This is a genomic window from Candidatus Baltobacteraceae bacterium (assembly GCA_035502855.1).
In the GTDB taxonomy this organism is placed as follows: Bacteria; Vulcanimicrobiota; Vulcanimicrobiia; order Vulcanimicrobiales; family Vulcanimicrobiaceae; genus Aquilonibacter.
The window spans coordinates 104,651-131,215 of sequence record DATJTX010000039.1; the positions used below are offsets into that span (position 1 = coordinate 104,651).

Annotated in this window: 27 protein-coding genes; 13 read left to right on the top strand and 14 right to left on the bottom strand. The window is 63.6% G+C overall.

Annotated features, from left to right (window positions below; translation table 11 throughout):
- Positions 1-48 precede the first annotated feature (48 nt).
- Together VMF11_15635 and VMF11_15640 are read left to right on the top strand one after the other, a co-directional pair.
- The gene (locus VMF11_15635) at positions 49-576 is read left to right on the top strand and encodes a hypothetical protein (GenBank protein ID HTU71734.1); all 528 of its coding nucleotides are present in this window, start codon (positions 49-51) and stop codon (positions 574-576) included.
- Entirely contained in the window at positions 573-1,244 is a 672-nt protein-coding gene (locus VMF11_15640) for a hypothetical protein (protein ID HTU71735.1), read from the top strand. The genes VMF11_15635 and VMF11_15640 overlap by 4 nt, the downstream gene beginning before the upstream one ends.
- Positions 1,245-1,253: 9 nt before the next feature.
- Here the strand turns inward: VMF11_15640 and VMF11_15645 are convergent, their stop codons facing one another.
- The 7 genes from VMF11_15645 to VMF11_15675 all read right to left on the bottom strand — a co-directional run bounded on the left by VMF11_15645 (position 1,254) and on the right by VMF11_15675 (position 5,266).
- The gene (locus VMF11_15645; GenBank protein ID HTU71736.1) at positions 1,254-1,817 is read right to left on the bottom strand and encodes a type 1 glutamine amidotransferase domain-containing protein; all 564 of its coding nucleotides are present in this window, start codon (positions 1,815-1,817) and stop codon (positions 1,254-1,256) included.
- A 27-nt stretch (positions 1,818-1,844) separates the two neighbouring features.
- Complete coding sequence (locus VMF11_15650) at positions 1,845-2,354, bottom strand: hypothetical protein (protein HTU71737.1); 510 nt, start codon at positions 2,352-2,354, stop codon at positions 1,845-1,847.
- Positions 2,351-2,668 carry a Rieske 2Fe-2S domain-containing protein gene (locus tag VMF11_15655; protein ID HTU71738.1) on the bottom strand — a complete coding sequence of 106 codons (318 nt, stop codon included), beginning with the start codon at positions 2,666-2,668 and terminating at the stop codon, positions 2,351-2,353. The genes VMF11_15650 and VMF11_15655 overlap by 4 nt, the downstream gene beginning before the upstream one ends.
- A 13-nt stretch (positions 2,669-2,681) precedes the next feature.
- Positions 2,682-3,449 (bottom strand): SDR family oxidoreductase, encoded by a 768-nt coding sequence (locus VMF11_15660; GenBank protein HTU71739.1) that lies wholly within the window; start codon positions 3,447-3,449, stop codon positions 2,682-2,684.
- The gene (locus VMF11_15665; GenBank protein HTU71740.1) at positions 3,440-4,339 is read right to left on the bottom strand and encodes a threonine/serine dehydratase; all 900 of its coding nucleotides are present in this window, start codon (positions 4,337-4,339) and stop codon (positions 3,440-3,442) included. Before VMF11_15665 ends, VMF11_15660 begins: the two co-directional genes overlap by 10 nt.
- A 30-nt stretch (positions 4,340-4,369) precedes the next feature.
- On the bottom strand, positions 4,370-4,861 hold the full coding sequence (locus VMF11_15670; GenBank protein ID HTU71741.1) for an aminotransferase class I/II-fold pyridoxal phosphate-dependent enzyme: 492 nt from the start codon (positions 4,859-4,861) through the stop codon (positions 4,370-4,372).
- An 87-nt stretch (positions 4,862-4,948) separates the two neighbouring features.
- Positions 4,949-5,266 carry a helix-turn-helix domain-containing protein gene (locus VMF11_15675; protein HTU71742.1) on the bottom strand — a complete coding sequence of 106 codons (318 nt, stop codon included), beginning with the start codon at positions 5,264-5,266 and terminating at the stop codon, positions 4,949-4,951.
- A 42-nt stretch (positions 5,267-5,308) separates the two neighbouring features.
- Here VMF11_15675 and VMF11_15680 point away from each other — a divergent pair, with 42 nt between their 5' ends.
- From VMF11_15680 to VMF11_15695, 4 genes are all read left to right on the top strand, one after another.
- Positions 5,309-5,659, top strand: coding sequence for a RidA family protein (locus tag VMF11_15680; protein HTU71743.1), 351 nt, complete (start codon positions 5,309-5,311; stop codon positions 5,657-5,659).
- A gap of 9 nt (positions 5,660-5,668) precedes the next feature.
- Entirely contained in the window at positions 5,669-6,046 is a 378-nt protein-coding gene (locus VMF11_15685; GenBank protein HTU71744.1) for an acyl-CoA thioesterase, read from the top strand.
- 463 nt (positions 6,047-6,509) lie between these two features.
- Complete coding sequence (gene rpsO / locus VMF11_15690) at positions 6,510-6,779, top strand: 30S ribosomal protein S15 (GenBank protein ID HTU71745.1); 270 nt, start codon at positions 6,510-6,512, stop codon at positions 6,777-6,779.
- An 82-nt stretch (positions 6,780-6,861) separates the two neighbouring features.
- Positions 6,862-7,668 carry a class I SAM-dependent methyltransferase gene (locus VMF11_15695; GenBank protein ID HTU71746.1) on the top strand — a complete coding sequence of 269 codons (807 nt, stop codon included), beginning with the start codon at positions 6,862-6,864 and terminating at the stop codon, positions 7,666-7,668.
- 628 nt (positions 7,669-8,296) lie between these two features.
- On the opposite strand, the gene VMF11_15700 is transcribed toward VMF11_15695, so the two are convergent.
- From VMF11_15700 to ggt, 7 genes are all read right to left on the bottom strand, one after another.
- Entirely contained in the window at positions 8,297-10,924 is a 2,628-nt protein-coding gene (locus tag VMF11_15700) for a SpoIIE family protein phosphatase (protein HTU71747.1), read from the bottom strand.
- A gap of 83 nt (positions 10,925-11,007) precedes the next feature.
- Positions 11,008-12,024 (bottom strand): transketolase C-terminal domain-containing protein, encoded by a 1,017-nt coding sequence (locus VMF11_15705; protein ID HTU71748.1) that lies wholly within the window; start codon positions 12,022-12,024, stop codon positions 11,008-11,010.
- Entirely contained in the window at positions 12,017-12,874 is an 858-nt protein-coding gene (locus VMF11_15710) for a transketolase (protein HTU71749.1), read from the bottom strand. The genes VMF11_15705 and VMF11_15710 overlap by 8 nt, the downstream gene beginning before the upstream one ends.
- 34 nt (positions 12,875-12,908) lie before the next feature.
- Positions 12,909-13,319: a hypothetical protein gene (locus VMF11_15715; GenBank protein HTU71750.1), complete on the bottom strand. Its 411-nt coding sequence runs from the start codon at positions 13,317-13,319 to the stop codon at positions 12,909-12,911.
- The gene (locus VMF11_15720) at positions 13,280-14,947 is read right to left on the bottom strand and encodes a diguanylate cyclase (protein ID HTU71751.1); all 1,668 of its coding nucleotides are present in this window, start codon (positions 14,945-14,947) and stop codon (positions 13,280-13,282) included. The genes VMF11_15715 and VMF11_15720 overlap by 40 nt, the downstream gene beginning before the upstream one ends.
- A 144-nt stretch (positions 14,948-15,091) precedes the next feature.
- Positions 15,092-16,828: a GGDEF and EAL domain-containing protein gene (locus VMF11_15725; GenBank protein HTU71752.1), complete on the bottom strand. Its 1,737-nt coding sequence runs from the start codon at positions 16,826-16,828 to the stop codon at positions 15,092-15,094.
- A 130-nt stretch (positions 16,829-16,958) separates the two neighbouring features.
- Positions 16,959-18,596, bottom strand: a complete 1,638-nt coding sequence (ggt, locus tag VMF11_15730) for a gamma-glutamyltransferase (protein HTU71753.1) — start codon at positions 18,594-18,596, stop codon at positions 16,959-16,961.
- An 80-nt stretch (positions 18,597-18,676) separates the two neighbouring features.
- Between ggt and VMF11_15735 the strand changes: the two genes are divergently transcribed.
- The 7 genes from VMF11_15735 (at position 18,677) to VMF11_15765 (ending at position 26,510) form a co-directional block, all read left to right on the top strand.
- Complete coding sequence (locus VMF11_15735) at positions 18,677-19,081, top strand: hypothetical protein (GenBank protein HTU71754.1); 405 nt, start codon at positions 18,677-18,679, stop codon at positions 19,079-19,081.
- A gap of 104 nt (positions 19,082-19,185) precedes the next feature.
- Entirely contained in the window at positions 19,186-21,450 is a 2,265-nt protein-coding gene (gene pnp, locus VMF11_15740) for a polyribonucleotide nucleotidyltransferase (GenBank protein ID HTU71755.1), read from the top strand.
- Positions 21,451-21,573: 123 nt separating this feature from the next.
- Positions 21,574-23,682, top strand: a complete 2,109-nt coding sequence (locus VMF11_15745; GenBank protein ID HTU71756.1) for a hypothetical protein — start codon at positions 21,574-21,576, stop codon at positions 23,680-23,682.
- Positions 23,682-24,098, top strand: a complete 417-nt coding sequence (locus VMF11_15750) for a DUF1761 domain-containing protein (protein ID HTU71757.1) — start codon at positions 23,682-23,684, stop codon at positions 24,096-24,098. The genes VMF11_15745 and VMF11_15750 overlap by 1 nt, the downstream gene beginning before the upstream one ends.
- A gap of 73 nt (positions 24,099-24,171) precedes the next feature.
- Positions 24,172-24,435: a hypothetical protein gene (locus VMF11_15755; protein ID HTU71758.1), complete on the top strand. Its 264-nt coding sequence runs from the start codon at positions 24,172-24,174 to the stop codon at positions 24,433-24,435.
- A 3-nt stretch (positions 24,436-24,438) separates the two neighbouring features.
- Positions 24,439-25,920 carry a DHA2 family efflux MFS transporter permease subunit gene (locus tag VMF11_15760; GenBank protein HTU71759.1) on the top strand — a complete coding sequence of 494 codons (1,482 nt, stop codon included), beginning with the start codon at positions 24,439-24,441 and terminating at the stop codon, positions 25,918-25,920.
- The gene (locus tag VMF11_15765) at positions 25,920-26,510 is read left to right on the top strand and encodes a TetR family transcriptional regulator (protein ID HTU71760.1); all 591 of its coding nucleotides are present in this window, start codon (positions 25,920-25,922) and stop codon (positions 26,508-26,510) included. Before VMF11_15760 ends, VMF11_15765 begins: the two co-directional genes overlap by 1 nt.
- The last annotated feature ends 55 nt before the right edge of the window (positions 26,511-26,565 follow it).

Here is a 26,565-nt window from a genome sequence, read left to right on the forward strand (position 1 = left end):
GATAGGCCTCGTGGAGATACTTCGGCACGCACGGCGAAAACGCCCCCGATGCACATTCTGCGCATGCGCGACGCGGCGTACGAGAGGAACGGCGAGCAGATCGTAGCGCCGACCAGCCTCGACCTCGCGCCGGGGGAACGCATGACGCGCGTTTGCGCGAACGGACACGAAGCGGAAGCGCTCGCCATGATGGCGGCGGCACTCGCGCGCGCGACGAGCGGGTCGGTGACGATCGGCGAATACGACCCGCGCGTGCAGCCGGTGCACTGCAAGCGCATTGCGGCGTTCGTGCCGCACGATCCGCTCCCGCTCTCGCAAATGGACGCCGACCGTTACATTGCGTATCGTGCCGCGTTGTGGGACCTCGATCCCCTGCGCGCACGCGCGCATGCTCAACTCCTACTGGAGCGCCTGCACGGCCTGCACGAAGCCTTCGCCTATCCGGTGGTCGGCGCTCTCGTGCCCTCGCCGCAATTGCTCGTGCTCGATCGGCCGCAAGCTACATTCACGCCGGCGATTCTCGAGGCAGCCTCGGGATGCGCGGTCCTGATCGTGCAAGCGCAGGACCGCGCATGAGTCCCGGCGCGCTGATGGCGATCGTGAGCGCGCGGCTGCGCGCCGAACGGCGTTCGCTCGCATTCGCCTGTGCGAGCGCGGCGGTGGTGGGATTCGTGCAGCCGCACGGGATCGCGGCGATCACCGACCCGCTCACCGCCGACCTTGCGACGCGCAGTGTGTGGCTGGCCGGACCGATGTTCTTCTGCTCGACGATCGGTATCGCGCTCGCGCTCGCCCAAGGTCCCGGCCGTCACACGTATCTCGATACGACCGAACGCAGCGCACCGCTCTTTGGCCGTGAACTCGCGCGCGCCAAAGCGCTCGCACCCGTCTTGGCGGCCACGCTTTCCGCGCTCGTCTACTGGGCAGCGCAATACGTGAGCGGCTTCGCCGCGCCGCCAACCTTCTTCATCCTCGCGCTGGCCTGCGTGATCGCGAGCACGCTGGTCGCACTGAACGCGACGACGCGCAGCGGCGCTCGGCGTTTGGCGCCGATCGCGCTCGCGGCGGCGACGATCGCGATTGCTTACGTGCTCGCCGTATATGCGGACGCCTACTCAACGAAAAGCGGCGACGCCGTCGGCGTCGCCACTGAGCTGATCTTTTGTGCGCTCGCCGGATTCATCGCCCTGCGGCAATACGGCGAATCGCTCGCGCGTTACGAAGACTTCATCGGTCAAAGCTGAGGCTTTGCCCTATGCCGACAGCGCCGCCCCAGAGGCGGCGAGCTTTTCGAGCATCGTGCGGTTGAACTGGGGAAGATCCTCCGCGCCCCGCGTGCTCACCCAATTCGAATCGCCGACCGTCGGCTGATCGCGATAGAGCCCGCCGGCGTTACGAATGTCATCGGCGATCGAATGCGCGCCGGTCACCTGCCGGCTGCGCACGAGCTGCGCGGAGATCAGAACTTGCGCACCGTGTCCGACCGAGAAGATCGGCTTCTTGGCCGAATCGAACTCACGGACCAGCCGCTGCACTTCCTTGTTCATGCGAATCCGGTCCGGCGAGGTGCCGCCCGGGATCAAGAGCGCGTCGAAATCCTCGGCCGTGCAATCGGCGACCAGCTCTTCGGCCCGCAAGCTCTGCCCGTCGTCCAACCCGCGCTTTCCGCGGATGCGCGCGCGCGCCCGCTCGTCCAGGCCCACGATCGTAACGACCGCCCCGGCCTCCTCGAGCGCGCGCCGCGGCTCGAACAAATCCGCCTCTTCGAATCCATCACCGATCAGCGCGGCGATTCGCTTACCATCAACACCTTGCATCGTGGGGCCGATCTTTCGCCCTGTCCGCTAGAGTGTCCCACCCGTTTGCTGGACGGCCGCTCGAAGCAGGTAGGCAAGCTCGATTTCGATCTTCCCGAGCGCATCGAGCACCTCGTCGGCGGCGAGCGCTTGCAATGCGGGGTTGCGTTTGGTCATGTCGCCCTCGGGAACGCGATGGCGCGGATTGATCTCGCGCATGTAGATGCGAGCGTCGTAGCGGACCGGGCCTTCGGGCAAAAAGTAGAGCGGGTCGAGGCCGAAGGCATAGACTTCCAGCGAAAGGATCGCTGTTTTCTGGAGAAACTCGATCGGTCGCGTGCGCAGCGCATGCGCCAACCGCGCGAGTGCCGAGATGCCGATGCGTTCGCTCCCGGCAAGGACGGCGGCAAGACGGTCGAGCGGCAGGCCGATCGCTTCCGCCAAACGGCCGTGACTGACCTCACGCTCGGCGGCGAGCGCAGTCAGCCCGGCGCCAAAGGCCGCTCCTCCCGCCGTTCCAACGTGTCCGTCCCAGGCCGGTTCCGCTGCATTGATCATCGCGGGATCGGCTCCGAGGAAAGATAGATGCCGTCCTGCTCGATACGCACGTCGAACCGCGGAACGAACGCAAAATCACCCAGCGTCAGGTTTCCCGTGCGCAGATCGAAACACCAGGCATGCCACGGGCAGGTGACGGTGAGGCCCTCGACCCAGCCCTCGGCGATCGGACCGCCTTGGTGCGGACATGCGTTTTCCAGTGCGTAGACCGTTCCGTTCACATTGAACAGGGCGATTTCGTAGCGTCCGACGCGAACGGTTGCCGACGCACCGGGCGGCACCGCCGCGACGTCGGCGACGCGAATGAATTCCATCAAGCCGTGTAAATCAGTACAGCGACTTGATCAGACCGCCGTCGATCGCGATCGTTTGTCCGCTCACGTACCGCGCGGCCTCGCTGCACAGGAAGGCGATCATCGGCGCAAACTCCGCCGGCGTCGCGACGCGGCCGATCGGCACGTCGGCCTTTGCCGCTGCCGCTATCGCAGCTTCGTCCGGATACAGTTGACGCAGGCGATCGGTGAGCACGCGGCCGGTTGCGATCGAATTGACGGTGATGCCGTCTTTGGCGACCTCGATCGAGAGCGTCTTGAGCGCGGCGACGAGTGCGGTGCGAAACGCGTTCGAGAGCGTAAGGTTCGGGATCGGCTGTTTCACCGAAGACGACGTGAACGCAACGATGCGCCCCCACCGGCTCGCGGCCATGCCCGGCAACACGCCGTAAACGAGCTCGAGCATGCAGCGCAGGACGTTGCGATAGCCGGCATCCCAATCGTCGAGCGTCATTTTCGTGAACACGCCCGGTTTCGGACCGCCGCCGTTGAGTACGAGGATCTCGACGCCGCCGAACGCGTTGCTGACGTCGGCGACCAGTTTTGCAACGGATTTCGTCTCGCTCAAATCGACTTCGAACGCGCGCGCATCGGTCGCGCCCAATTCTTTCGCGCGCTTGGCGACGGCTTCCAGCCGCTCGCGCCGGCGCGCTGCAACCGCGAGGCTGACGCCTTCGGCGGCAAGCGCGAGCGCGACTGCTTCGCCGATTCCCGCGCTCGCGCCGGTGACGAGCGCAACGCGCCCACGAATGCCTAAGTCCACGACAACACCGTATTCCCGCCGCTCACGATCACGGCAACTCGTTCTCGGTCCCGCGGCACATACTTCTTTGAAAGCAGCGCCGCAAAGGCGGTTGCACCGCCGGGCTCGGCGAGCACGCGCGCGCGCTGCCACAGGGTTTCGCGGGCCGCGCGAATCTCGTCATCGCTCACCAGCACCGCGCGGTCGACGAAACGTTGCGCGATCGGATAGACCAGCGCCCCCAGTGCCCCGCCGGCGAGCGAATCGTTGGCGATGCTTCCCGTCGGCGCATCGACCGGACCCCCTGCGCGCAGCGCCCAATCCAACGTCGGCGCGCCCTCGGGTTCGACGCCGATGACCCGGATCCGGCCTCCATACCACGCTGCGATCCCGGCAATCAATCCTCCGCCGCCGACCGGAACCAGGACCGTGTCGATCGACGCGTCAGCGTCCTCGAGCTCTTTACCGAGCGAACCCGCGCCCAGAATGGTCTCGGCCTGATCGAAGGCGTGCACGGTGAGCGCGCCGCGCTCGGCGGCATCGGCGGTGCCGGCCTTGAGCGCGTCCGGATAGACGCCGGGCACGATCACGAGCTCGGCGCCGGTCGCGCGAATCCGCTCGATCTTCGCCGGTGACGACACCTCGGGCACGAAGATGCGGCACGCGATGCCCAGGCGCGTCGCGGCGTGCGCGACCGCCGCGCCGTGGTTACCTCCCGAAGCCGCGACGACGCCGGCCGGCGGCACCGCGCGAGTCAGAAGATTCGCAAACGCGCCGCGCGCTTTGAACGAACCGCTGACCTGCATCAGCTCGAGCTTGAGCAACGTGCCGTCGAGATCGAGTACCGGCGTGCGCCGGATGTACGGCCGGATGAGCGGCTCCATCGCCGCGATACGCTCGCGATTAAGCAATGGCGCCGATCGTTTGCGTGAGGGCGGTACTCAGGGCGTCGTACGCGGCGTCGAGGTACGCGAGTGAAAGATGGCCGAACCCCAAGCGAAAGATGCGCGCTTCGTCATCGAACCATGCGCCTTTCGAAACGCGCACGCCGGCGCCCGTAAGAGCGCAAGCGCGCGTACCGTTGCGCCGACGGCATCCAGCGTGGCACGCGCGGGCGGAAAGGCCGGCGTGATGAGCACGGCTTCGTCACCGCGTTCGCACAGGATGAATGCGAGCAAGAAGAGCGCGTGCGCGCCGCCGACGGTGATCACGACCTCGTGTGCAGGCACGCCTTGGACGTCCGCGATCGCGGCGCGCAGCTGCGCGTCTCCCTGCGCCGTGCCGTACCCGAGCGCAATCTGCTTGATGCGCGCCTCCATGTCTTCGTCGAGCAACTCTTCGAGGCGAAGATTCGGGCCGTAACTGCCGCCCAAATCAAAGCTCGGCTCCTCACCGATCAGCGAGATGATTTCGTTTTTCGAAAAGCGTGACATCGAATCTGTGCCTTTCTAGAGGGTGAAACCGCCGGTCGCGCTGCCGGTTGTGCATCGCATCCGAATCGTGATAATCCAACTCCATCGTCAAATCGCTCGCTCGAACCAGCGCTTGAGCTGCGCGATCCGCTCCTCATCGCGTTTATAGAACGTCCACTGTTTGATCCGCTTCCCGCTCAGCAGCCCTGCGGCAACCAGCACGCGCAAATGCTCGCTCGCGGTCGGCTGGCTGACGCCGAGCTTTTCCGCGATGAAGACACCGCACACGCCGTCGTCAACCAAATCGCCGTCGACTTGCTCGCGGAAATGCGCGCGCGGATCTTTGAGCCACTCCAGGACGGCCAGGCGCCGGTCACTGGCGAGCGCACGCAGCGCGGCCTCGAACTGTTCAACAGTTAGTTTCATTGCTATATTGCTAATTTGCCATGAACCTAATAGCATGTCAATATGGCAGATATCGTGCGACTCAAACCCGGTCCGCGCTACAGCGCGGGCGTGCTCTATGGCGGTTTGCTCTTTACCGCCGGACAGGTCGATGCGCAAGCTCACGACGTTGCGGGACAGACACGCAACGTGCTGGCAAAGCTCGATGCGTTGCTGGCGGAAGCCGGAACGACGCGTTCGCGCATTCTCTCCGCCAACATTTGGCTTGCCGACATCGCGTCGTTCGATGCGATGAACGCCGTATGGGACGCCTGGATCGACCCGAGCAATCCGCCGGCGCGTGCGACCGTCGAAAGTAAGCTCGCGGCGCCGGAATACTTGGTGGAGGTGTCGCTCGTCGCGGCGCTGGACTAATCGCACCGCATGAACCCGTACGAATCGATCGTCGAGCGACGTACCGAGCTGGTCTTTCCGCAAGATGCTAATGTGCTCGGCACGCTCTTCGGCGGCAAGGCCGTCGCAATGATGGACGAGGTCGGCGCGATCGTCGCGATGCGTGCCTGCCGTAAGGCCGTGGTCACCGCTTCGATCGACCGCATCGACTTCAAAGAGCCGATTCGCGTCGGCGAATTCGTCGAGGTCGTGGCGCGCATCGTGAAGGTCGGGCGGACCTCGCTCACCGCGCAGGTCGAACTCTGGGCCGAAGAACCGGCCAGCGGCCGCCGGCGCCTCTCGGCCACCGGCTCCTTCGTCTTCGTCGCGGTCGATCGCGACGGGCGCCCCACCCCGATCCGCGACTAGGTCGCGCCCACGCAGCTTTTCGGCAGCCAAGGTTAGGCCGAAGTCGGGATACCTTTCGCGAACCAACTCGATCGCCGGCGTGACTGAAGCCCCCCGGGACCAACGCGGCGGTAGAGGGAGAGCAAGCGGCGGACGTGCTGTTCGGACAAGGCAAGCTGACGAGCGGCCTCAGCCTGAGTGAGAAGCCCCGCCTGAAGGCGTTGGCACGCCTCCAAACGGGCAAGTTCCGGGTGGCTCATCGATAGCAACTCCATGGGGAGGGGTTCCTCTCGATGGGGACATCTCTATTGAGTCCAAATGGGGACATCTCTATCGAGCTCCGATAGCCGCGACTAGCCCTTGCAGGTGGCCAGGCTCTTTTGCTATGCTACGCCGGTCGCCGGGATGGAGCCGGGATGCGCCAGGCACGCATCCGCGCCCTGTACCCGAGTGAGACTATCCTGACCGCAAGGAGCAACCGTTCGTGCCTCTCACCAAAGAACAAAAGGCGGAGATCGCCGCCAAGTACGGCCGCGGATCGAACGATACCGGCTCGGCCGAAGTGCAGATCGCGATCTTGACCGCCTCGATCAACCAGCTCACCGATCACCTCAAGGTGCACAAGAAGGACCATCACAGCCGGCGCGGCCTTTTGCTGCAGGTCGGCCAGCGGCGCCGCCTGTTGAATTACCTGCAAAAGAAAGATCTCGAGCGCTATCGCTCGCTCATCGGCGAACTGGGACTGCGCCGCTAGTCCAAAAGTCCTACGATAGACGCACGGCGGCTCGCACAAAAAAGCGAGCCTCTGTTCGATGTCGAAGGGTTCTGGACAGTGTATGGGCTTTGATTCCTCGTTTGAGCGCGTCATTTGGTCGCGCGTGCGATCGGACCGAGAATTGGCCGACGCGGCAAAGTCACGAATCTGCGAACATGGCCAGGCCGATTTTGGCGACTTCCGCGTCGTGGCGTGCTACTGCATGTGCTACATGCACCAACACTTTGACGCGAATCTCGCGATCCTGCGGCAGAATGCCGCCGGGCCAATTTTTACCGATCCCGACGCGGTTGTCATTGATTTCGGGTGCGGGCCGGGAACAGCGGCACTTGTCTTGGCGACGCGAAATCGAGAGCTAGGCGGACAGCCGGCACGGTTTTCCTACCTCGGCATCGATCGGTCGACTATGATGCACGAGGTTGCGACGAACTTCCTCTCCGATAATGATCTCTTCCATTGCGGAGCCCAGCGTGTGTTTTTTCAAGCGGCGCGCGACGTACCGGTGGCGCTCGCCGCCGGGAAGACGGCCGCGCTTTTCTACTGCAGCTACGTTCTCAATCAAACGCACCTTGCAGATACGGATGTGCGAGACTTCGCAGATGTTATCTGCGGGATCAAGGCCCTTGGGATTCCACGAGGCCACCTGATCGTATCCGACGTCAATCGTGGACAGCCAACGAACTACATGCGACTCGGGCGATTCTTGAGGAATGCTGCCGTGGGAATAACTCTTGACATTGCGCAATATCGGAACTATTCTGAGGGCATAGCATCGAACAGGCGTTCGCCTAGGGTGGTTGGCGATTTCTTCCCGGTGGAACAGCAAGTCAAGAAGAATGTCGCATACGCAATACAACAACTCTGGTAAGGACGAAGTGCTCCCATTGTTCAGCGAAAAAAGCGCGCTGGGATATACTCCCGTCTGCTACGACGTGCCGGGTCTAATGGTGCTCCACGACTATGTCGATAGCGACTTCGCCGAGTACATTGTTGAGCACGTGGACAGCGAGGATGACGCGAAGTGGCGTAACGACCTCAAGCGTCGTGTTCAACATTTCGGGTACCTCTACGACTACCGCGCACGCAGAATTGGCCCCGGAATGCGGCTGGGCGACATTCCCGACTGGGCATACTCTTTGGGCAAGCAGCTCGTCGCTGAAGGCCTGTTCGATCGCATACCGGACCAGGTCATTGTAAATGAGTATACACCCGGTCAAGGTATAGCGCCGCATGTTGATGCCGTAGCGTGCTTTGGCGACGTAGTAGCCTCGCTCTCGCTGCTAGCTCCTTGCACTATGTCGCTTCGATCGAAATCGCACCCAAGACCAATTGACGTGGACCTCCCGGCGAATAGTCTTCTCGTAATCTCCGGCCCGGCACGTCACGAATGGTCACATGCTATTGCTCCACGGACATCGGATAGAATCATGGGCCGCCGGCGTCATCGCGAGCGACGACTATCGGCGACATTTCGTACGGTGCTCCTGTAGCGCCGGCTATTTCGGAAGAACGGCACGCGCGTGAGAGCCACGCGGGTGCCGTTTCGTTATGCTGAATTCGCCCGTCAGACGGGAGACGATGAACAGTCCCCGTCCCGATTCGCTCATGACGTCCACCGGCAGCATCGGCGCGCGCTCGAAGCCGGGTCCCTCGTCGATTACGTGCAGCACGAGCTTGCCCGCGGTGTGATCGAGCACGATTTCCACCGCACCGGGCGCATGACGAACGACGTTTCCGGTCAACTCGCCCAGCACGACCTCGGCGGTTTCCAAGTGTAGTTCGGAAACGCCGTATTCAATCAGCGCGGCGCGAAGCTCGTGGCGGATGCGCGCGAGCCCGACGGGCTCGAGCGCCGCAAAGCTCCAGCGCCGCAAGTTGCCCAGGCGCGCATCACCGTGTACTCGCAGCGTCAGGATCGCGACGTCGTCGCGCGCGCCGTCGAGCAGTACGCTATCCCGAATGAAGGCGGCGGGATGCGCAGCCCGATCGATCTGCGGGTCGCTCAAGGCAGCGCGTAGTATTCGCACGCCTTCCTCGAGGTTGTGCGACGATTCCACCAGCCCGTCCGTGTAAAACACGAGCAAGTCGCCGTCGCCCACACTCACGCTGCACGTTTCGATCGAAAACCGTTCGCGCAGGCCGAGCGGCAAATCCACGAATACCAGCTCGTCGAGCGTGCCGTCGCGGCGGCGAATATACGGTGGAAGGTGACCGGCGCTTGCATAGGTCATCGTGCTCGCGATCGGGTCGATGACACCGACGAACGCCGTCACGAAACGATCCGGATCGTCCATCCGCAGCGCGCGGTCGGCCGAATTCAGCATCAGTACCGGCTCGGCATGCACCTGCGCGATGCCGCGAATGACCTGACGCATGTTGCTCATCGTGACGGCGGCGTCGAGTCCGCTTCCGGCCACGTCGCCGATCGAAACGACGATCCGCCCGTCGGGAAGCACAAAGGCGTCGTACCAATCGCCGCCGATCTGCGCTTCGCTCCGCCCCGGCACGTAAATCGCGTCCATTTCGATGCCGTCGACTTCCGGAAGGCGCTTCGGCAACGAGGCGGTTTGTAGCGCGTCCGCGACTCGGTGCTCGCGCTGGTAGAGCTGCGCGTTCTGAATCGCCAGCGCGCAGCGCCGCGCGACTTCTTCCAAGAAGCCGACGTTGGCGATACCGTCTTCACCGGAATCGTGCGGCCGAATGAATGAAATCGCGCCGATCGGTTTTCCGCGCACGCGCATCGGAACGACGATCGTTTGGAACGACGAATCATCGATGCGTTCGGTGAAGACCGAAGCGCGCTCGCCGCCGAACACGTTTTCACGAATCCGCGCCGCCGACACCTCGCGCTGCGGCCCGTTGTGCGCCGCGGCGGCGCGGCGCAGCACCCCGTTGGTCAACAGATCGATTTGACAGGAATCGGCCAACAGCGGAACGGCGGCTTCACAGATGTGGCGCAGCGTGCGATCGAGTTCGAGCGAACTGTTGACGATCCGTCCCAGTTCGGCGAGATACGTTTGCTCCTGCGCCAGGCGCTTCTGGTCGTGGATATCGGTACTCGTTCCGAACCAGCGCACGATCTCACCCAGTTCGTTGCGCATCGGGCGTGCGCGCGAGAGAAACCAACGTGAACTTCCGTCGCGGCGCATCAGCCGGTGCTGAATCTCGTACGGATTACCGGTTATCAAAGCCTCGTTCCAACGCTCGCGTGTCACCAGCCAGTCGAGCGGATGGGTGAAGCGCTGCCAGACGTCTCCGACGCATTCGTCTTCGGACAGACCCGTGAACCGCTGGAGCGCGCCGTTGGTATAGTCCTGGACGCCGCGCGCGTCCGTCGACCACACGATGTCGGGAAGCGCTTCGGCGATCGCGCGCAATTGACGGTCGCGCAGCTCGGTCGCCGTGCGTTGATCGTGCACGTCCATCGCGGTGCCGATGCGATAAAATGGGAAGGGCGGAGCGTTCAGATGCTCCCAGCGCAGATAGTGCCAACGGTACATTCCGTCGGCGCGCCGGCGCAGCCGGAAGTCCACCGCCCGGGCGCCCCCGCGTAGGGCCCGCATCAAGAAAGGAAGATCGAGCGGATGCACGAGCGCGTTGCGCTCGTCGATCGTGGACCCGGCGCCGAGTCCGGTGTATTCCAGCCAGGCGCGATTGACGAAGGTGAGGCGATCGTCGCGATCGGTCGCCCATACCAGCACCGGCAGCGCGTCCGCGAGTTTCCAAAAACGATCGTCCCCGGCATGTTCCAGGTCCGCGCGGTCGGAGATGACGAGCCATTCGCGCAGCGCGCCGGAGCTTTCTCGTACCGGAAGGCAAGCCGCGGCAAAGGTCGCGTAGTCGCCGTGCGCCGATCGCAAACGATAGCGCAGCTCGAACGGCTGCTCCGCGCGCATGCCGGCTTCGATTGCCGTCAGTGCGCCGGGAAGGTCGCTGGGGTGAATGGCCAATTGCCAACCGTTCCCGAGCGAACGGTCGGCTTCGAGTCCGGCGAAGGCGGTCCAGGCTGCGTTGATCTGCACGCATTCGGCGCTCGAGTCTAAAACGAGCGTAACGCGTTCGAGCCTCTGAGCGAACGTTCGCAGCGTCGCCGCGTCGAACTCGCCCGCTGCTTCGAAGGCCATACTTTCGTGGGCTTTACCCAGCAGCAGGCGGGCGCAAACGTGCTAACTCGAAGAAAAGTCTAGGGAAGCTCTGAAGAGCTTCCCTAGACTTGCTTGCGCGCGTAGGCGCGCCGGACGGCATCCTTGATCGCACTGCTGCCCATACCATATGCTTCGATCAACTCGGCCGGCTCGCCCGACTGCCCGAAGCGATCCGCAACGCCGATGAATTCGATCGGCACCGGGTAGTGCGCGGCCAGGGTCTCGGCGACGGCTGAACCCATCCCGCCGTGCACTTGGTGCTCCTCGACGGTTACGACGGCGCCGCACGTGCGCGCCGCGTCGACGATCGCCCGCTCGTCCATCGGCTTGACCGTGTGATTGTTGATGACGCTCGCTTCGATGCCGTCCTCGCTTGCCAATTCCTCTGCCGCGACGAGCGCATTGTAGACGAGGATGCCGCATGCCACGATCGCCACGTCATCGCCGGTGCGAAACTTCTGCGCTTTCCCGATTTCGAACGGCGTTGCTTCGGTCGTGACGACCGGCGACTTATCGCGCCCGAACCGCAGGTACGTCGGGCCGAAACGTTCGGAGAGCGCGATCGTCGCCTTTTTCGTTTGCACCGAATCGCACGGAACGACGACCGTCATATGCGGGATCACGCGCATAATCGCGATGTCCTCGATCGCCTGGTGTGTAGCGCCGTCGGGACCGACGGAGACGCCGGCGTGAGCGCCCGCGATTTTTACGTTTGCCTCGTTGAGCGCCATGATGGTGCGCACTTGCTCCCAGGAGCGCCCCGGATTGAACATTGCGTACGACGCGATCCATGGAATCTTGCCCACCGCGGCAAGCCCGCCCGCCATCGCAACGAGCATCTGCTCGGCGACGCCGATCTCGAGATATTGCGCCGGATGGGCCTTCTTGAAGCCCTCCATGCGCGTCGACTCGGCGAGGTCGGCGCAGATTCCCAGCACGTTGACGTTGCGCGTTCCCGCTTCGATCAAACCCTCCCCGAAGCCGTTGCGCGTTGGAACCGACTTGAGTTCGCCCGCATCGCGATAATCGACCAGCGCCATCGCTCGCGCCGCGTCATCCAACGTTTCGACGCTAGACATCGGCGAGGATCCTCTCACGCGTTGCCTCGAGTTCCCGCAGCGCCTCGCCGGCTTGGTCCTTGTTCGGCGGCTTGCCGTGCCACGTGTAGTCGCCTTCCATGTAGCTCACGCCTTTGCCGGGAACGGTGTTCGCGATGATCACCTGCGGTTTACCGGCGACGCGCTTCGCGCGTTCCACAACGTCGATGAACTCGCCGATGTCGTTGCCGTTACACGAGAACACTTCCCAGTTGAAAGCGCGGTACTTATCCGCAAGCGGTTCCAGCGGCATCACCTCTTCGGTGCTGCCGTCGATTTGAATGAAGTTGCGATCGACGACGGCGGTGAGATTGTCGAGCTTGAATTTGGCGGCGGTCATCACGGCTTCCCAATGCAGACCGCACTGATGTTCCCCATCGGAGGTGACGACGTAAACGCGCCAATCTTTGTGGTCGAGCTTGGCGCCGAGCGCCATGCCCGTGCCCTGCGCGAGCCCTTCGCCGAGGGGCCCCGAGGTCGTCTCCAGCGCCGGCAGTTTCACCCGCTCCGGGTGTCCTTGTAAGCGCGATCCGAACTTGCGCAACGTCAGCAACTCCTCGACCGGCAGGTAGCCGAAGTTCGCCATCGCCGAATAGCGAACGGGCGCGATGTGCCCGCACGAGAGCAACAGGCGGTCGCGATCGGGCCAGTCGGGGCGGTTCGGATCGTGGCGCATGATGAAGCCGTAAAGGGCCGTGAAGACGTCGGCCATGTCGAGCGAGCCGGCGCTGTGGCCTGAGCCGGCGGCGAGGAGCGAGCGGATGATGCCTTCGCGGACGTCGTTCGCCCGCAGTTCGAGCTCCTTGCGGCGCTCGGGCGTGAGGGTTGACATACCGGCCGTTATACCAGCAGTGCCCGCGGCAAACCTACACCCGCTGGCGAGCCGTTTCGGTTTTGTGGCACTGCAGACACAGCGTCTCGAGGTTGGTCAAATGGTGCAGGCAGCTGAGCGAACGATGTGCGCCGCGCGCCTGAGCGATGTGATTTACCTCGAGCCGGTCGGTCTTACGCCGCTTGCGATAGTGCGGATGACTGCGGGCGATCGGTTTGTGGCCGCAGCGTTTGCACCGGTAGCGGTCACGCCGTTTGGCCGCGACGCGCGCCAGCGACCACCAATGGTTCTTCCAAAACGCATCGGCGCAGCGGTCGCTGCACCACGTGCGACGCCGTTGCGGCAGCTGCGCACCGCACCATCGGCAGGCGCCGTCGATGCACGCCGTGAGCGCACAGGCCGAGATCAGGTCACGAGAGCGATGCGCGGGCTGGTTTCGATCCATTGGTTGAAGTCGATCGCGGTCATCGGCTGCGCAACCGCAAAACCCTGCATGTACTTCACGCCGGCTGAACGGCAGGCCGCGCGGTCATCGGCCGATGCGACGCGCGTCGCGATCACGTCCCAGCCGAAGACGCGCGCAAAGGCAACGATCGCGTCCATGCCTTTTCCCTTCGCGCCGCCCGACGGGAGCAGCGCGTGTGAGGGCTTGACGAAACGCACCGGCAGCCCTTCGAGCAGCGGCAGGTCGAGCGCGGTTTCGCCGAACCCGTCCAAACCGACGTACAGACCGCAGCGCTCGGCCGCCTCGGCAAACCCGCGGTAGGCGTCGATATCGGCGTTGAAACGCCCCCAATCCAACTCGAGCGCGAGCATCGAGGTGTCGCAACCGCTCGCGTCGACCGCCCGCAGCACGTTGCCGAAGATCTCGTCGTTCACGCAGCCGATGTTGACATGAATGCGCTGCACGCCTTGCGCACGCCATTCGTTTGCGCACGCGAGCGCGCGGCGCGTTACCCAGGCGTCGAGATGCTCGATCGAGCGGCGCGCGCGCGCGGCCGCCATCGTCATGAATGCCGACTGCACGCCCTCCTGCGGATGCAACGACCGCAGCAGCGCCTCGGCGGCGACGACCGTGCCCGATTCAACCTCGAAGATCGGCTGAAAGCAGAGCAGAAACTCGCGTGAGTAGGATTCTTCGATCTCCACCGCCAGCGGCGACCAATCCTCGGGCCCTTCGCCGGGGCGGAAAACGAAATGCGACTCGTGCTGCCGCTTGGCTTGATACATTGCGAGATCCGCGTGATGCAGCCATTCCTCGACGTCGGCCGCATGCTCGGGATAGAACGCAACACCGACGCTGAGCGACACGGCGCCCGCACCATGCACGATCCCCAAATCGCGCACGCCGTCGGCCAAACGTTTGGCCGCGGACGTCGCCTCCTCATAGCTGCGTACCATCGGCAGAAGTACCGCGAATTCATCGCCGCCGATTCGCCCGACAAATTCGTTGGCGCGCAACGCCTCGCGCAGCGTCGAAGCGATGGTACGCAAGACCATGTCCCCGTGCGCGTGACCGAACGAGTCGTTGACGCCTTTGAATCCGTTGAGGTCGATGAAGAGCAGCGCCGCGTGCGTGCCGTTGCGCTTGGAGGCCAGAATCGTTTCTTTCAAACGATTCATCGTCGCCCAGCGATCGGGCAAACCGGTCACGTGGTCGAAGAGCGAGCGCGCTTCCAGCGCCTGCGCGCGCTGCCGCAAGAGTTGCGTGAAAACGTCGAGCAGCGTCTCCGCGTCGGTCTCGAATACCGAACGGTCAAGCCGCGACGTGCGCTCGCCGAGCATCAACACCCACTCGCGTTCGCCCGCGTAAAGCATCGCGCAGAGCGCGTCGGCCAAGCCGGCGGCGGCGCGCAGCGCCGACGTGCCGTGCTCGCGCACCTCGCTCTCGCCGTTGATTTGCACCCGCGATTCCAACAGCGAAGGATCGGTGGAGAACGCGCACTGGAGGAACTCACCCTGGACTTCGAAGATCGCCGCAACGTCGGCGTGGGTCACGCGAGCAGCCTCTTCGAGCGCCTCCACGATGACCTGGGGAAGCTCGGTGTCGAGCCGGCGCAGGAAGGAGCGCATGCGCTCGAGGCGCTCCACAGGGCGCGACACGATATCCGACGGTGCGGGTTCGCCTCCGTCCACGAAGGACTGAACGAGTCCAAAGATATCGTCTAACACCGGCCTCCGCCTATTTCGGCCTCCATCCCAATCATCATGTAGGCGCTACGTCAACCAAACGCCCTCCGTACCGTAGGTGGTCATAAAGTCCCATGCCGTGACCGGCTGACCGAAGTGAAAGCCCTGCAGCTCGTGGCAGCCGATCTTACGCAGGAAATCGGCTTGGCCGCGAGTCTCGACCCCCTCGCCGATCACCTGCATGTGCAGCGAATCGGCCAGTGCCGCCACCGAACGGCAAATCGCGCGGCTGTATCGGTCGTTCTCCGCATCTTTGACGAACGCGCGATCGATCTTGATACAGCTCACCGGGTACGATTTCAGATACGAGAGCGTGTTGTATCCGGTGCCGAAGTCGTCGATCGCGATCGAGATGCCGCGCGACCGCAACTGCTCGAGCGTCGCGACCGCGCTCGGGATGTCCTCGATCAACAGCTGCTCGGTCACTTCGAGTTGCAGCGCGGCCGCTTTCCAGCCCGAATCGGCCAACGCGCTGGAAACGTGGCCGACCAGGCGCGCGGATTGCACGTGACGCGGCGAGACGTTCACGTTCAACCGCACGTCGCGCCCGAGCGAGTCGCGAATCAGCATCGCATCGCGGCAGGCGCGATCGATCGCCCACTTTCCGATCTCGACGACGGCGTCGCTCTCTTCGGCGATCGTGAGAAAGACGTCGGGCGTGAGCAGACCCAGTTCGGGATGCTGCCAGCGCAAGAGCGCCTCCGCCGCGATGACGCGCTCGTCCGATGCGTCGATCAGCGGTTGGTAGTACATCGCGAACTCGCTGCGCTCGATTGCCGCCGGAAGGTCGCGCTCGAGCCGGCTGCGCACGCTCATCTTTCGTTCGAGCGCGGGGCCGTAGCGCACCAAGCCGCCGCGCGCGGCGGTCTTGGCCGCATGCAGCGCCATGACGGCGTTTTGCAGCAAGCCTTCGCCGGTTCCGTCGTGCGGATGCTCGGCCAAACCCATCGTCGCGCGCAGCACGAATTCTGCGTGCCCAGCTTCGAACGGCGCGTCGAGCGAACCACGCAGGCGTTCGATTCCGTCGTCGACGAGGCTGCGATCCTTCGGATCGATCAGCAAGCACGCGAATTCGTCTGAGCCCAGACGCGCCACGTAGTGCCCGTCGGCCTCCAAGAAGCGTACGCGCTCGGCGATCGCGCGCAAAAGCTGATCGCCGACCGCGTGCCCGGCGATCTCGTTGATTTGCGCGAACCGGTCGATGTCGAAGAGCACGAGCGCGCCGCGCGTGCCGACTTGATCCGCATAGTGATCGAGCACCTCGAGCAGCTGATGCCGGTTCAACAGACCGGTGAGCGGATCGTGAGTGGAAAGAAAGAGCACCGCATTCTGCGCTTGGATCTGATCGGTGCAATCGAAGACGCTTCCGACGCTGCGTTCCGCAACGCCGATCGCGTTGCTGAAGATCGTTCCGAAGGTTCGGATGAACCGGACCTCGCCGTTGGTGCGCACGATGCGGCATTGCAGCGCGAGCGAGGGACCCGATTCGATCGCGTGCTTGCGCAGCGTATCGAATGCGTCGCGATCCTCCGGGTGTACGCGCTGCAAAAGATCGTCGTAGTGTACGTGCGTCGTGCCCGCCGGAAGGCCCCAGATCTGCGCGAAGGGCTCGGAAACGGTGACCAAATCGGTCGCCAAGTCGACCGTGTAATACGCAAAGCTGGTGACGCCCTGCGCGTGACGCAGCGCTTCGCGCAGTTCATCACGTTCCTGCGTCACACGCGCGAGTGCGGTTGCATCCACTGCTTGGAGCTCTGACGGCATCAAGCCCGGAGCCTCTCCCTTCGCCACAACGGAATAGCGGCAGGACTGCGGTTACAACCGCTCAACCGCATCCCTCTGGTCTGCGCGATTTACTGAATCTTTACCGAACCCCTGCCGAACGGACTACGCACTAATAGCCCAGCGCGGCGCCGGCGGGATGACGCCGATCGGTGCCGCCGTACAGCATGCCGGTGCGCGGATCGGCGACGATCGCCTGCGCCGAACCCCAGAACGGGATCTCCTTGAACCGGTAGCCCTCGGTGCGCAGCGCGCGCATCGTCGCAGCGGTTAGCGCGCCGGGCTCGTAGTCGATGCGATCGGGCAGCCACTGCATGTGGACACGCGGTGCGTCGACCGCGGCTTGCGCGTTCATGCCGAAATCGAAGACGTTGAGCAGCGTTTCGAGCACGATCGTGATGATGCGCGAACCGCCGGGGCTGCCGGTCACCATCGCCAGCCGGCCGCCGCGCAAGACAATGGTCGGCGTCATCGACGAGAGCGGGCGTTTTCCGGGCTGGATGTCGTTCGTCTCGCCTTGGACGAGCCCGTACATGTTCGGCACGCCGGGTTTCGACGTAAAATCGTCCATTTCGTCGTTGAGAAGAAAGCCCGTGCCTGCCGCCATGACGCCCGAGCCGAACCAGTCGTTGAGCGTATAGGTCACCGCGACCGCGTTACCCCAGCGATCGACGATCGAGTAGTGCGTGGTTTCTCCGTTTTCGTGCACGCTGATCTTCAGCCCGGGATGCACCCGGCTCGACGGCGTCGCGCGAACCGGGTCGATCTGCGCGCGCAAATGCGCCGCATACGCGGGATCGAGCAATTGCGCCACCGGATCATGCACGAAGGTGGGATCGCCGAGATATGCGTTGCGGTCGGCGTATGCGCGCCGTTCGGCTTCGATCAGGTAGTGCGTCTCACGCACGCTATGCCAACCCCACTGCGCAAATGGGTAGGGCGCGATGACGTTCAAGATCTCGCAGAGCGTAACGCCGCCGGAGCTGGGCGGCGGAGCCGAGATGATCTCGAGGTCGTGATACGCGCAGTGGATCGGGGCCGATTCATCGACCGTGTAGTCGGCGAAATCGCGCATCGAGAGAATTCCACCGTGGCGATTGCCGGCGGCAACGATCGCACGCGCGATCGGCCCGCGATAGAACGCCTCATCGCCGTCCGCCGCGATCAGCTCCAACGTGCGGGCGAGATCGGGCTGCACGACCCGCTCGCCGGGGTGCGGCTTCGCGCCGCCGGCGCTCCAGCCGCTATAGCCTTCGCCGGCCGAACCGCGAAACGGAACCATGTCGCCCGGCTGCAGCACGTAGCCGTCGCGCGCCAATCGAATCGCCGCCGCCATGACCGCTGCGCGCGAGCGCGTGCCGAATTGCGCGAGCGCCCGATCGAGTCCCATCACGGTCCCGGGAACGCCGATCGCGAGCCATCCCTTGCGCGAACGCTCCGGCACCACGTTGCCGTGCGCGTCCAAATACATGTCGCGGGTCGCGCGCAGCGGCGCCTTCTCCCGGAAATCGATGAATCGCTCGCGACCGTCGTGCATCCGAATGAGCATGAAGCCGCCGCCGCCGAGATTACCGCAGCACGGATCCACGACGGCGAGCGCGTAGCCGACCGCGACCGCGGCGTCGACGGCGTTGCCGCCGCGTTCGAGCACGGCGAGTCCGGCTTGCGAAGCGAGATGTTGTTCGGTCACGACCATGGCATGCGGGGCGGAAACGACCGCGAGGAGCGCGCTGAAGAGCAGGGCGTGCATGAGCGCTCCTTTCGCGATGAGGCGGTAAAGATTTCCTGTGCGTCCTCCGGCACGTCGCCTCGGATGATACGATAGGCGCGATGAGCACCTCGTACATCGGCTCGGACGCGCTCACGGCGCCGATCACCCCGCTGACGGTCCCGGGCTTCGACGTGCTCGACCCGGCGAGCTATGCCGAGTCGGCCAATGGGTCGACCGCCTCGTCCGGCAGCACGAGCAGCTCGAGCGGGAGTTCCGCGCCGGACTCCTCGACTTCGCCCGCGGCCGCCTCCGCCGCGCAGAATCCGTACCAGCAAGCGGTCGCTACGCTTGCCCAGTGGCAATATCAGACGCTGACGCAGAGCCTGACCGGCGATACCTCCAACGCCTCCGCGGCGCTCTATGCCACCGCCGGTCTGAGCGTGGACCAGTTCGCCGCGCTCGCCAGTCAGCTCCAGAACTTGGGCTCGGCCACCACCGGCAGCACGGTCGACACGACCGCGTAAGCCGTCCCCGCAGACGCAGGCCGGGAGAATCTGCTGCGCGAACCGAGCAGCGTTCATATTAAAAGAGCAAAAGCAAAAAATTAGGAGTTATTGTGCCCGAATCCGTGACCTTAGAGGTCGGCGGGCGCACGATGGTCATCGAGACCGGCGAACTCGCGAAGCAAGCCAACGGCTCCGCGCTGATTCGTTACGGTGAACAGAATGTCGTGCTCTGCGCCGTCACTGCCTCACTCAAACCCCGTGAAGGCATCGACTTTTTCCCCCTAACCTGCGATTTCGAAGAGAAGATGTACGCGGCCGGAAAGATTCCGGGCGGCTACATCAAGCGCGAAGGGCGTCCGCCCGAGCACGCCGTGCTCAGCTCGCGTCAGATGGATCGCCCGATCCGTCCGCTCTTCCCCGATGGTTTCCAAAACGACGTGCAAGTCGTCGCGACGGTGCTCTCGGTCGACCCCGAACTCGATCCCGACGTCCTGGGCATCTGTTCCGCCGGAGCGGCTTTGGCCGTTTCCGATATTCCGTTCGAGAAGCCGGTGGCCGGCGTGCGCGTCGGTCGCGACGAGAACGGTAACTACATCTGCAATCCGACGCTGCCGCAATACGAGAGCGGCGGCATGGACATCGTGATTGCCGGCACCGACGAAGCGATCATGATGGTCGAAGGCGGCGGGCACGAGATCTCCGAGGACGATTTCCTCGGCGCGGTCGAGTTCGCGCACAAAGAGATCAAGAAGATCGTCAAAGCGATCAACCAGCTCGCGAAAAAAGCCGGCAAGGCCAAGCGCGAGTTTCCGCTCAAGAAGGTCAATGCGGAACTCGATAAGTGGGTGCGCAAAGCATTCGCGAAGGACGTCGCCAAAGCGATGCGTGTCGTCGAAAAGGGCGCGCGCGAAGAAGCGTTCGCGCAGCTCACCGTCGCAGAAGCGATCGCGCGCTGCGGCAAGAAAGACGACAACGTCTTAGCGCTGCTCGAGAACCCCGACACCGCCAAGGAGTTCGGCAAGATCATCAAGGCGATGGAAGAGGACGAGCTGCGCGTGATGGTCGTCGACGAGAAGATTCGTCCCGATGGCCGCACGCCGGACGAGATTCGTCCGATTTGGTCCAAAGTGCACGTCGTGCCCCGCGTCCACGGTTCGGGCATTTTCACCCGCGGACAGACGCAAGTCTTCACCGCCGCAACGCTCGGTTCGACCAGCGACGCGCAGCGGCTCGACGGCATCGTGGCGCTCGAAGACAAGCGCTACATGCACTTCTACAACTTCCCGCCGTTTTCGGTCGGTGAGACGCGCCCGATGCGCGGTCCCGGCCGTCGCGAGATCGGTCACGGCGCACTCGCCGAGCGCGCGCTCGTGCCGGTGCTTCCGAAGAAGGAAGACTTCCCATACACGATGCGTCTGATGAGCGAAGTGCTCGAATCGAACGGATCGTCGTCGATGGCATCGGTCTGCGGCTCGACGCTCGCACTCATGGACGCGGGCGTTCCGATCACCGAGCACGTCGCGGGCGTCGCGATGGGTCTGATCCTCAAAGGCAAAGACTACGCGATCCTCACCGACATTCAAGGCCTCGAAGACGCGCTCGGTGAGATGGACTTCAAGGTCGCGGGAACCAAGAAGGGCATCACCGCGATCCAGATGGACATCAAAGTCCAAGGCATTACCGTGGAGATCATGCGCGAAGCGATGGCGCAAGCCAAGAAATCGCGCTTCTTCATCATCGACAAGCTCGCCGAAACGATTGCGCAGCCGCGCGCGGAACTTTCGAAGTACGCGCCGCGGATGATCGTTATCAAGATCGATCCGAACAAGATCAAGGACGTCATCGGACCGGGAGGCAAGATCATCAACAAGATCATTGCCGATACCGGCGTCGAGAAAATCGACATCGAGGACGACGGCACGGTCTTCATCACCTCGCTCGACGGTGAGAGCGGCGAGAAGGCTAAGGAAATCGTCGAAAACATCACCAAGGACGTCGTGGTCGGCCAGATCTACACCGGCACGGTCAAGCGCGTGATTCCGATCGGAGCCTTCGTCGAGATTCTTCCGGGTAAGGAAGGGCTCGTGCACATCAGCCAACTCGCTCCCGAGCGGGTGGCGAAAGTAGAAGACGTGCTCAACGTCGGCGACACGACGCAAGTCAAGGTGATGGAAATCGACGGCCAAGGCCGCCTCAATCTCTCGCGCAAGGCGGTGCTCGCACCGGGATCGGAGACGAGCAGCGGCAGCCGCGGCAACGGTGAATTCCGTCCGCAGCGCCGTCAACGCGACGACGACGAACCCGCCGGCGCGCTTCCGGCCGGTGGACCCGGCGCGCCGCCGACTCGGCGCCGGCGCCGCCCGCAAGGCCGCCGCGACGAGGAGTAAGCTCACTCGCGCTGATACATGGGGCCCACGGTGACGTGGGTCCTTTTTATTAGGGCACCGAAGGAGGCTGCCCCTTGGCCGGCCCGAATTTCTACGCAAAGGCCGCTTCCAAGGAGGCTGGATATGCGCTTTATCCGTCAGCACTTCGCCGCAACGTCGGCCGCACTCGTTCTGACGATCGGGCTCTGTGCGTGCGGAGGCGGCGGAGGTGCCTCCTCGATTCCGAGTACGGGCGGCGCGACCCAGCCCTCGCAGGGCAACGGCTCGGCCGACATGGTCATCAACATCCCGCCGAAATCGCAGACCAATACGCGCCTGCCGGCGTACATCTCCGCCGGTACGCAGTCGATCACGATTTCGCTGGTAAGCGGCAGCAAGACGACGCTGCTCGCAACCGTGAACCTCACGCCGGGCTCGTCGAATTGCACGACGCCCGCCGGGGGCGGACTGCAATGCACGGTCGCCGTCACCGCGCCCTTTGGCACCGACACGTTCTCGGTCTCGACCTACGCGCAGACCGGCGGCGCCGGCAGCGTGCTCTCGACCGGTGAAGTCCAGGCGACGCTGACGCTCGGTCAACCCGTGCCATCCGTCACGTTGGAACTCGACGGCGTCCCCGCGAGCGTTTCGCTCGCGCTCGGACAGTCTGAGTTGCCGGTTGGGAACGCGGGCTCCACCGCCGTCATCGTGCAGGCATTGGACGCGAGCGGTAATCTCATCATCGGACCCGGCCTCTTCTCGACACCGATCACGCTTTCGATCACCGGCGACAGCTACGACACCCTCAAGCTTTCGTCGAGTTCGGTGACGTCGCCGGGACAAGTGGTGACGCTCAGTTACAACGGCGGAACGAACGTCGGGTCGACCATCACGCCAAGCGGTTCGGGAATCGCCGGCACCCCGGCCACCTTCGCCGGTTCGGGCGGCAGCCTCACCCTGTATCAATATTACGATTCCACCAACCAGGTCTACGGTTACGAACCCGAAGATGTTGCCGCGTACCCGACGGGAACGACCGCGGTTCCAACCGCTGCAGTGCTATTCGACGAGCTTTATAGCAGTGCCAACGAATCATATTACGAGGGGATTGGAATCGCTTCGCCTTCGGGCATGGGAACGGTGTTTGTCGGCGACACCAGCGATCCGTTCAATCCGCCCGCCGCGGGATCGTTGACCATTCCCGGCATCACCGTCGTGCATGGAATGAGCGCGGATCTCAATACGGAAACGTTCCACGCTTACGACGACCTGGCGGTAAACAGCAGCGGCACACTTATCTATTATTCCGGCGCCTTCTCTACCGAATCGGACCCCAGCTGCGACGGTGAAGAGGAGAGCGGTACACTCGGGGTCCTCAACCCCGCTGCCGGAACGACGACGGAGTACCGCCTCGAGGGTTACCCGGGCACAATTCGGGTCGATAGCTCCGGCCGTGTATGGTGGATCGAGTCCACCGGCTCCTGCGGCGAAAGCACGCTGCTTCCCGGCGGAAACGATTATGCGATCGGAGAGCTCAACGGAACGACTGTAACGGAGACGACGTTTAGCGCCGCCGGACTCGCCACCAACGGCTATCCCGCCGACATGTCGATCACGGCCAACGGTTCGCAGATGTTCATCGCGGACGAAGACGATAGCATCATCGAGGAGCTCCCGACCGCGACGTTGTCATCGCCCACCACCGTAACACTGAAGAACTCGCAGTATCCCTACGCGATCATGACCGCACCGAATGATGGTACGACAGCTTGGTTCGGCGGATACGATCCGATGGACAACTATTTCTACGGCTACGTTTCGGGTTCGAACGCGCTCTCGACGTTTTCGGAGGTCGCGTTCCCGATCAACTACTTCTACAGCTACGACCTGACCTATGCGGACGGCAGCTTCTGGGCAGCCGGCAGCGACCCAGCAACCGGTATCGGGCGCATCTCCGGTCTTTCGACCGGAGCGCCGTTGAACGAATACTATGCCATGCCTGTCACGGGAGAAGGCGACGACGACTGCGATGGATTCCAGGAATTGCTGGGAATCTCGGCCGGGTCGGGATACGTCGTTGCCGTCGACGACGACTGCTACAACATCGACTTCTTCCAGTACGGGGCACCGAGTAGCGGCAACGTCACCTACACGAGCCGGCGCATCGGATCGGCAATCACACGTCCCGCCGGAAAGCGCGTGCAGCGCGGATACCACGCACCCGATCCCCGGGCCGCGAGAAGACATCCGTAGTGCGCGTGAACTGGGCGGCCGTCATCGTTTCCGCGATCGTGTTCTTTCTCTTCGGCTGGCTCTGGTACGATATGCTGTTCAAAACCGTCTGGTCGGCTTCGATAACGGCGACATCGGTTCACGCGTTGTCGATGGGTGGTGCGCCGGCGTATCAACTGATCGTCGCGGTGGTGATGGCGTTCTTTCTGGCATACGGCGTGGCGCGCATTTTGCAGTGGCGTGGCCGCGTTGGTCCGCTCGAGGGCGCGTGGATCGGGTTCGCGTTCGGACTCCTGATCTTCGGGTCGATGACCTGGCTGAGCTATGCCTATTCCGGCTGGGGGCCAACGCTCGGCTTCATCAACGTCGGCTACGTCGCGATCGGGATGGCGATTCAAGGCGCGATCCTTAGTGCGTGGCCGCAGCAAGGAACCTGAGGCTTCCTCTTACTTGATATAAGCTCTCAAATGAGAGGTTATATCATTTTGCCGACGAAACCCGTACGGCGCCATGGAAGTACGTTGCCACGTGGGTTCGTTCGAAGAAGGTGTCCTCCGGGTGCTCTACGAGGCCCCTGCGAGCGCCTGCGAGTGCGCCGCCGCTCTCCTTCACTACGGCTACGCGACCGAGGTCGTGACCGGCGAGGTCGAGGCGCTGCTCGACGACCTCGTGAAGCGTGGCTGCGCTTTCGTCGTGGGCGAGGGAATGCCGGAACGTTACGCGCTGAGCGCGGCCGGCAGCGAGCGCCTCGCATCCCTGGTCGAGACGGCGTAAGCCTTGACGCGTTCGCAGTTTTTCATCACGGTGACCGTGATGCTCGGCGTCTTCATGGCGATCGTCGACATGACGATCGTCAACGTCGCGCTGCCGACGATCGCCGGCAATCTGGGTTGTTCGCTCGATGATGCTGCGTGGGTTGCGACAGGGTACATCCTCGCGGCCGTTATCGTGATGCCCCTCAACGGCTGGCTCACCGCCTACCTCGGGCGCAAGACGTTTTACTGCTCCGCGATCGCGATCTTCACGTTTGCGTCGTTTTTGTGCGGCATGGCGCACAATATCGTGCTGCTGACGGTGTGCCGGATGCTGCAGGGCCTCGGCGGCGGTGTACTTCAGCCGACCGCGCAAGCGATTTTGTTCGAAACGTTCGGCCCGAAACGCTCGGCGGGAGCGATGGCGATCTTCGGGTTGGGAATCATGGTGGCGCCGGCACTTGGACCGGTCATGGGCGGCTACATCGTCGACAATGCGTCGTGGCCGTTGATCTTTTTCATCAACCTGCCGGTTGGCATCGTCACGTTCCTGATGGCTCTTGCCTTCATTCCGACGCCGCACTACATCGCGCGCGCACGGCGCGAGATCGACTGGCCGGCGCTCGGTCTACTCGCGGTCGGACTCATCTCACTCCAGTACGTGCTCGAGCGCGGACAACACGAAGACTGGTGGAGTTCGAATACGATCGTCACGCTCGCGATCGTCACCGTCGTCGCGCTGGCGATCTTCGGCATCAAGACGGCACGCGATCGAAGTCCGCTCGTCAACTTGAAAATCTTCCGCATTCCCTCGTTTTCCTTGGGCAACGTCATCCTCTTCGTGCTCGGCTTCGGGCTCTTCGGCAGCGAGCTGATCGTGCCGCTCTTCTTCCAAACCATCCTCGGCATGACGGCACTCGATTCGGGCGAGGCGCTCGTCCCGGGTGCGATCGCCACGGCGGTCGCAATGATCGTCACGACCCGCCTGGTCAACAAAATCGATGCGCGCATTCTCCTGGTGCTTGGCGCCCTGTGCGCCGCCCTTGCGAATTGGCAGCTCGGCGGCTTGACGGAGAGCGCCGGGATGGACAACACGTTCTGGCCGCGGACGTTAATCGGCTTTGGTATGGGCCTGCTCTTTGTGCCGCTCACGCAACTGATGCTCTCGAAGGTGCCGCGCGAAGAACTTGCCGGCGCAACCGGTCTCTCGCAGCTGATTCGCCAGTTGGGGGGCAGTCTCGGCATCGCGATCATCACCACGCTGCTCACGCGCGAGACGGCGATCGCGTGGTCGGGGCTCGCCGGCGGCATCACGCAAACGCATGGCGCCTCGATCGCGACCCTGACGAGTTTGCTCTCGCAAGCTGCAAGCGTTTCTGCCTTTGATTACATCTTCCGGCTTTGCGCGCTGCTGTTCATCGCAGCGATTCCGCTGATTGCCTTCGTGCAGTACGGGCCGCCCGCGCGAACGGCAGAATCCGCCGCGCCGATGGCCGAGGCCGCGTAATGGCGGGACTTCGCGAACGAAAGAAAGAGCACGTTCGCACGACGATTCAGCGCGAAGCCTTGCGGCTCTTCACCGAGCAAGGCTTCGAACAAACCACGGTCGAGCAGATCGCCGAGGCCGCCGGCATCTCGCCCGCGACGTTCTACCGGTACTTCACTTCGAAAGAAGATTCGGTCGTCACCGACGAGTACGATCCGATCGTCATTCAGGCACTCATGGAGCGTCCTGCCGACGAACCGGCGATCGATTCGGTGCGCGCCGTGATGACCGGCGTGCTTGCAAAGTATTTCGATCGCGATCGCGATCTGCTCGCCGCCCGGCACCAGCTGCTCCGAAAGACGCCTTCGCTGCAAGTCGCCTCGTTCGAAGAGCAGGAGCGAGCGACCGAGCTGTTCTCTGCGCTTATCGCGCGCCACTTGCGGCGACCGGCGAACGATCTCGACGTGCGCATCGCCTGCGGAGCGGTCACCGGCGCGCTGCGCGAGGCCGTCGGGCTGTGGTTCGCTCAGGGCGCAACCGGCGGCGAACAGCGCATCCGCGAGGTGCTCAACCACGCAATCGACCGCGTCGAAAGCGCGCTGCGCTTTTGACGTAAATATGACAGCGGCTGTCATATAAGCAGTCGTATGCTCACGCTATACACCT

Excerpts from the sequence above, each read along its gene's own strand:
- VMF11_15710 (HTU71749.1), bottom strand. The coding sequence starts at position 12,874 with ATGTCAACCCTCACGCCCGAGCGCCGCAAGGAGCTCGAACTGCGGGCG.
- VMF11_15695 (HTU71746.1), top strand. The coding sequence starts at position 6,862 with ATGGGCTTTGATTCCTCGTTTGAGCGCGTCATTTGGTCGCGCGTGCGA.
- VMF11_15680 (HTU71743.1), top strand. The coding sequence starts at position 5,309 with ATGGCAGATATCGTGCGACTCAAACCCGGTCCGCGCTACAGCGCGGGC.
- VMF11_15635 (HTU71734.1), top strand. The coding sequence starts at position 49 with ATGCACATTCTGCGCATGCGCGACGCGGCGTACGAGAGGAACGGCGAG.
- VMF11_15755 (HTU71758.1), top strand. The coding sequence starts at position 24,172 with ATGGAAGTACGTTGCCACGTGGGTTCGTTCGAAGAAGGTGTCCTCCGG.
- VMF11_15670 (HTU71741.1), bottom strand. The coding sequence starts at position 4,861 with ATGTCACGCTTTTCGAAAAACGAAATCATCTCGCTGATCGGTGAGGAG.
- ggt (HTU71753.1), bottom strand. The coding sequence starts at position 18,596 with ATGCACGCCCTGCTCTTCAGCGCGCTCCTCGCGGTCGTTTCCGCCCCG.
- VMF11_15685 (HTU71744.1), top strand. The coding sequence starts at position 5,669 with ATGAACCCGTACGAATCGATCGTCGAGCGACGTACCGAGCTGGTCTTT.
- VMF11_15735 (HTU71754.1), top strand. The coding sequence starts at position 18,677 with ATGAGCACCTCGTACATCGGCTCGGACGCGCTCACGGCGCCGATCACC.
- VMF11_15700 (HTU71747.1), bottom strand. The coding sequence starts at position 10,924 with ATGGCCTTCGAAGCAGCGGGCGAGTTCGACGCGGCGACGCTGCGAACG.
- VMF11_15650 (HTU71737.1), bottom strand. The coding sequence starts at position 2,354 with ATGATCAATGCAGCGGAACCGGCCTGGGACGGACACGTTGGAACGGCG.
- VMF11_15715 (HTU71750.1), bottom strand. The coding sequence starts at position 13,319 with ATGGATCGAAACCAGCCCGCGCATCGCTCTCGTGACCTGATCTCGGCC.
- VMF11_15725 (HTU71752.1), bottom strand. The coding sequence starts at position 16,828 with ATGCCGTCAGAGCTCCAAGCAGTGGATGCAACCGCACTCGCGCGTGTG.
- VMF11_15745 (HTU71756.1), top strand. The coding sequence starts at position 21,574 with ATGCGCTTTATCCGTCAGCACTTCGCCGCAACGTCGGCCGCACTCGTT.
- VMF11_15640 (HTU71735.1), top strand. The coding sequence starts at position 573 with ATGAGTCCCGGCGCGCTGATGGCGATCGTGAGCGCGCGGCTGCGCGCC.
- VMF11_15720 (HTU71751.1), bottom strand. The coding sequence starts at position 14,947 with ATGCGCTCCTTCCTGCGCCGGCTCGACACCGAGCTTCCCCAGGTCATC.
- VMF11_15645 (HTU71736.1), bottom strand. The coding sequence starts at position 1,817 with ATGCAAGGTGTTGATGGTAAGCGAATCGCCGCGCTGATCGGTGATGGA.
- VMF11_15705 (HTU71748.1), bottom strand. The coding sequence starts at position 12,024 with ATGTCTAGCGTCGAAACGTTGGATGACGCGGCGCGAGCGATGGCGCTG.
- VMF11_15765 (HTU71760.1), top strand. The coding sequence starts at position 25,920 with ATGGCGGGACTTCGCGAACGAAAGAAAGAGCACGTTCGCACGACGATT.
- VMF11_15675 (HTU71742.1), bottom strand. The coding sequence starts at position 5,266 with ATGAAACTAACTGTTGAACAGTTCGAGGCCGCGCTGCGTGCGCTCGCC.
- VMF11_15655 (HTU71738.1), bottom strand. The coding sequence starts at position 2,668 with ATGGAATTCATTCGCGTCGCCGACGTCGCGGCGGTGCCGCCCGGTGCG.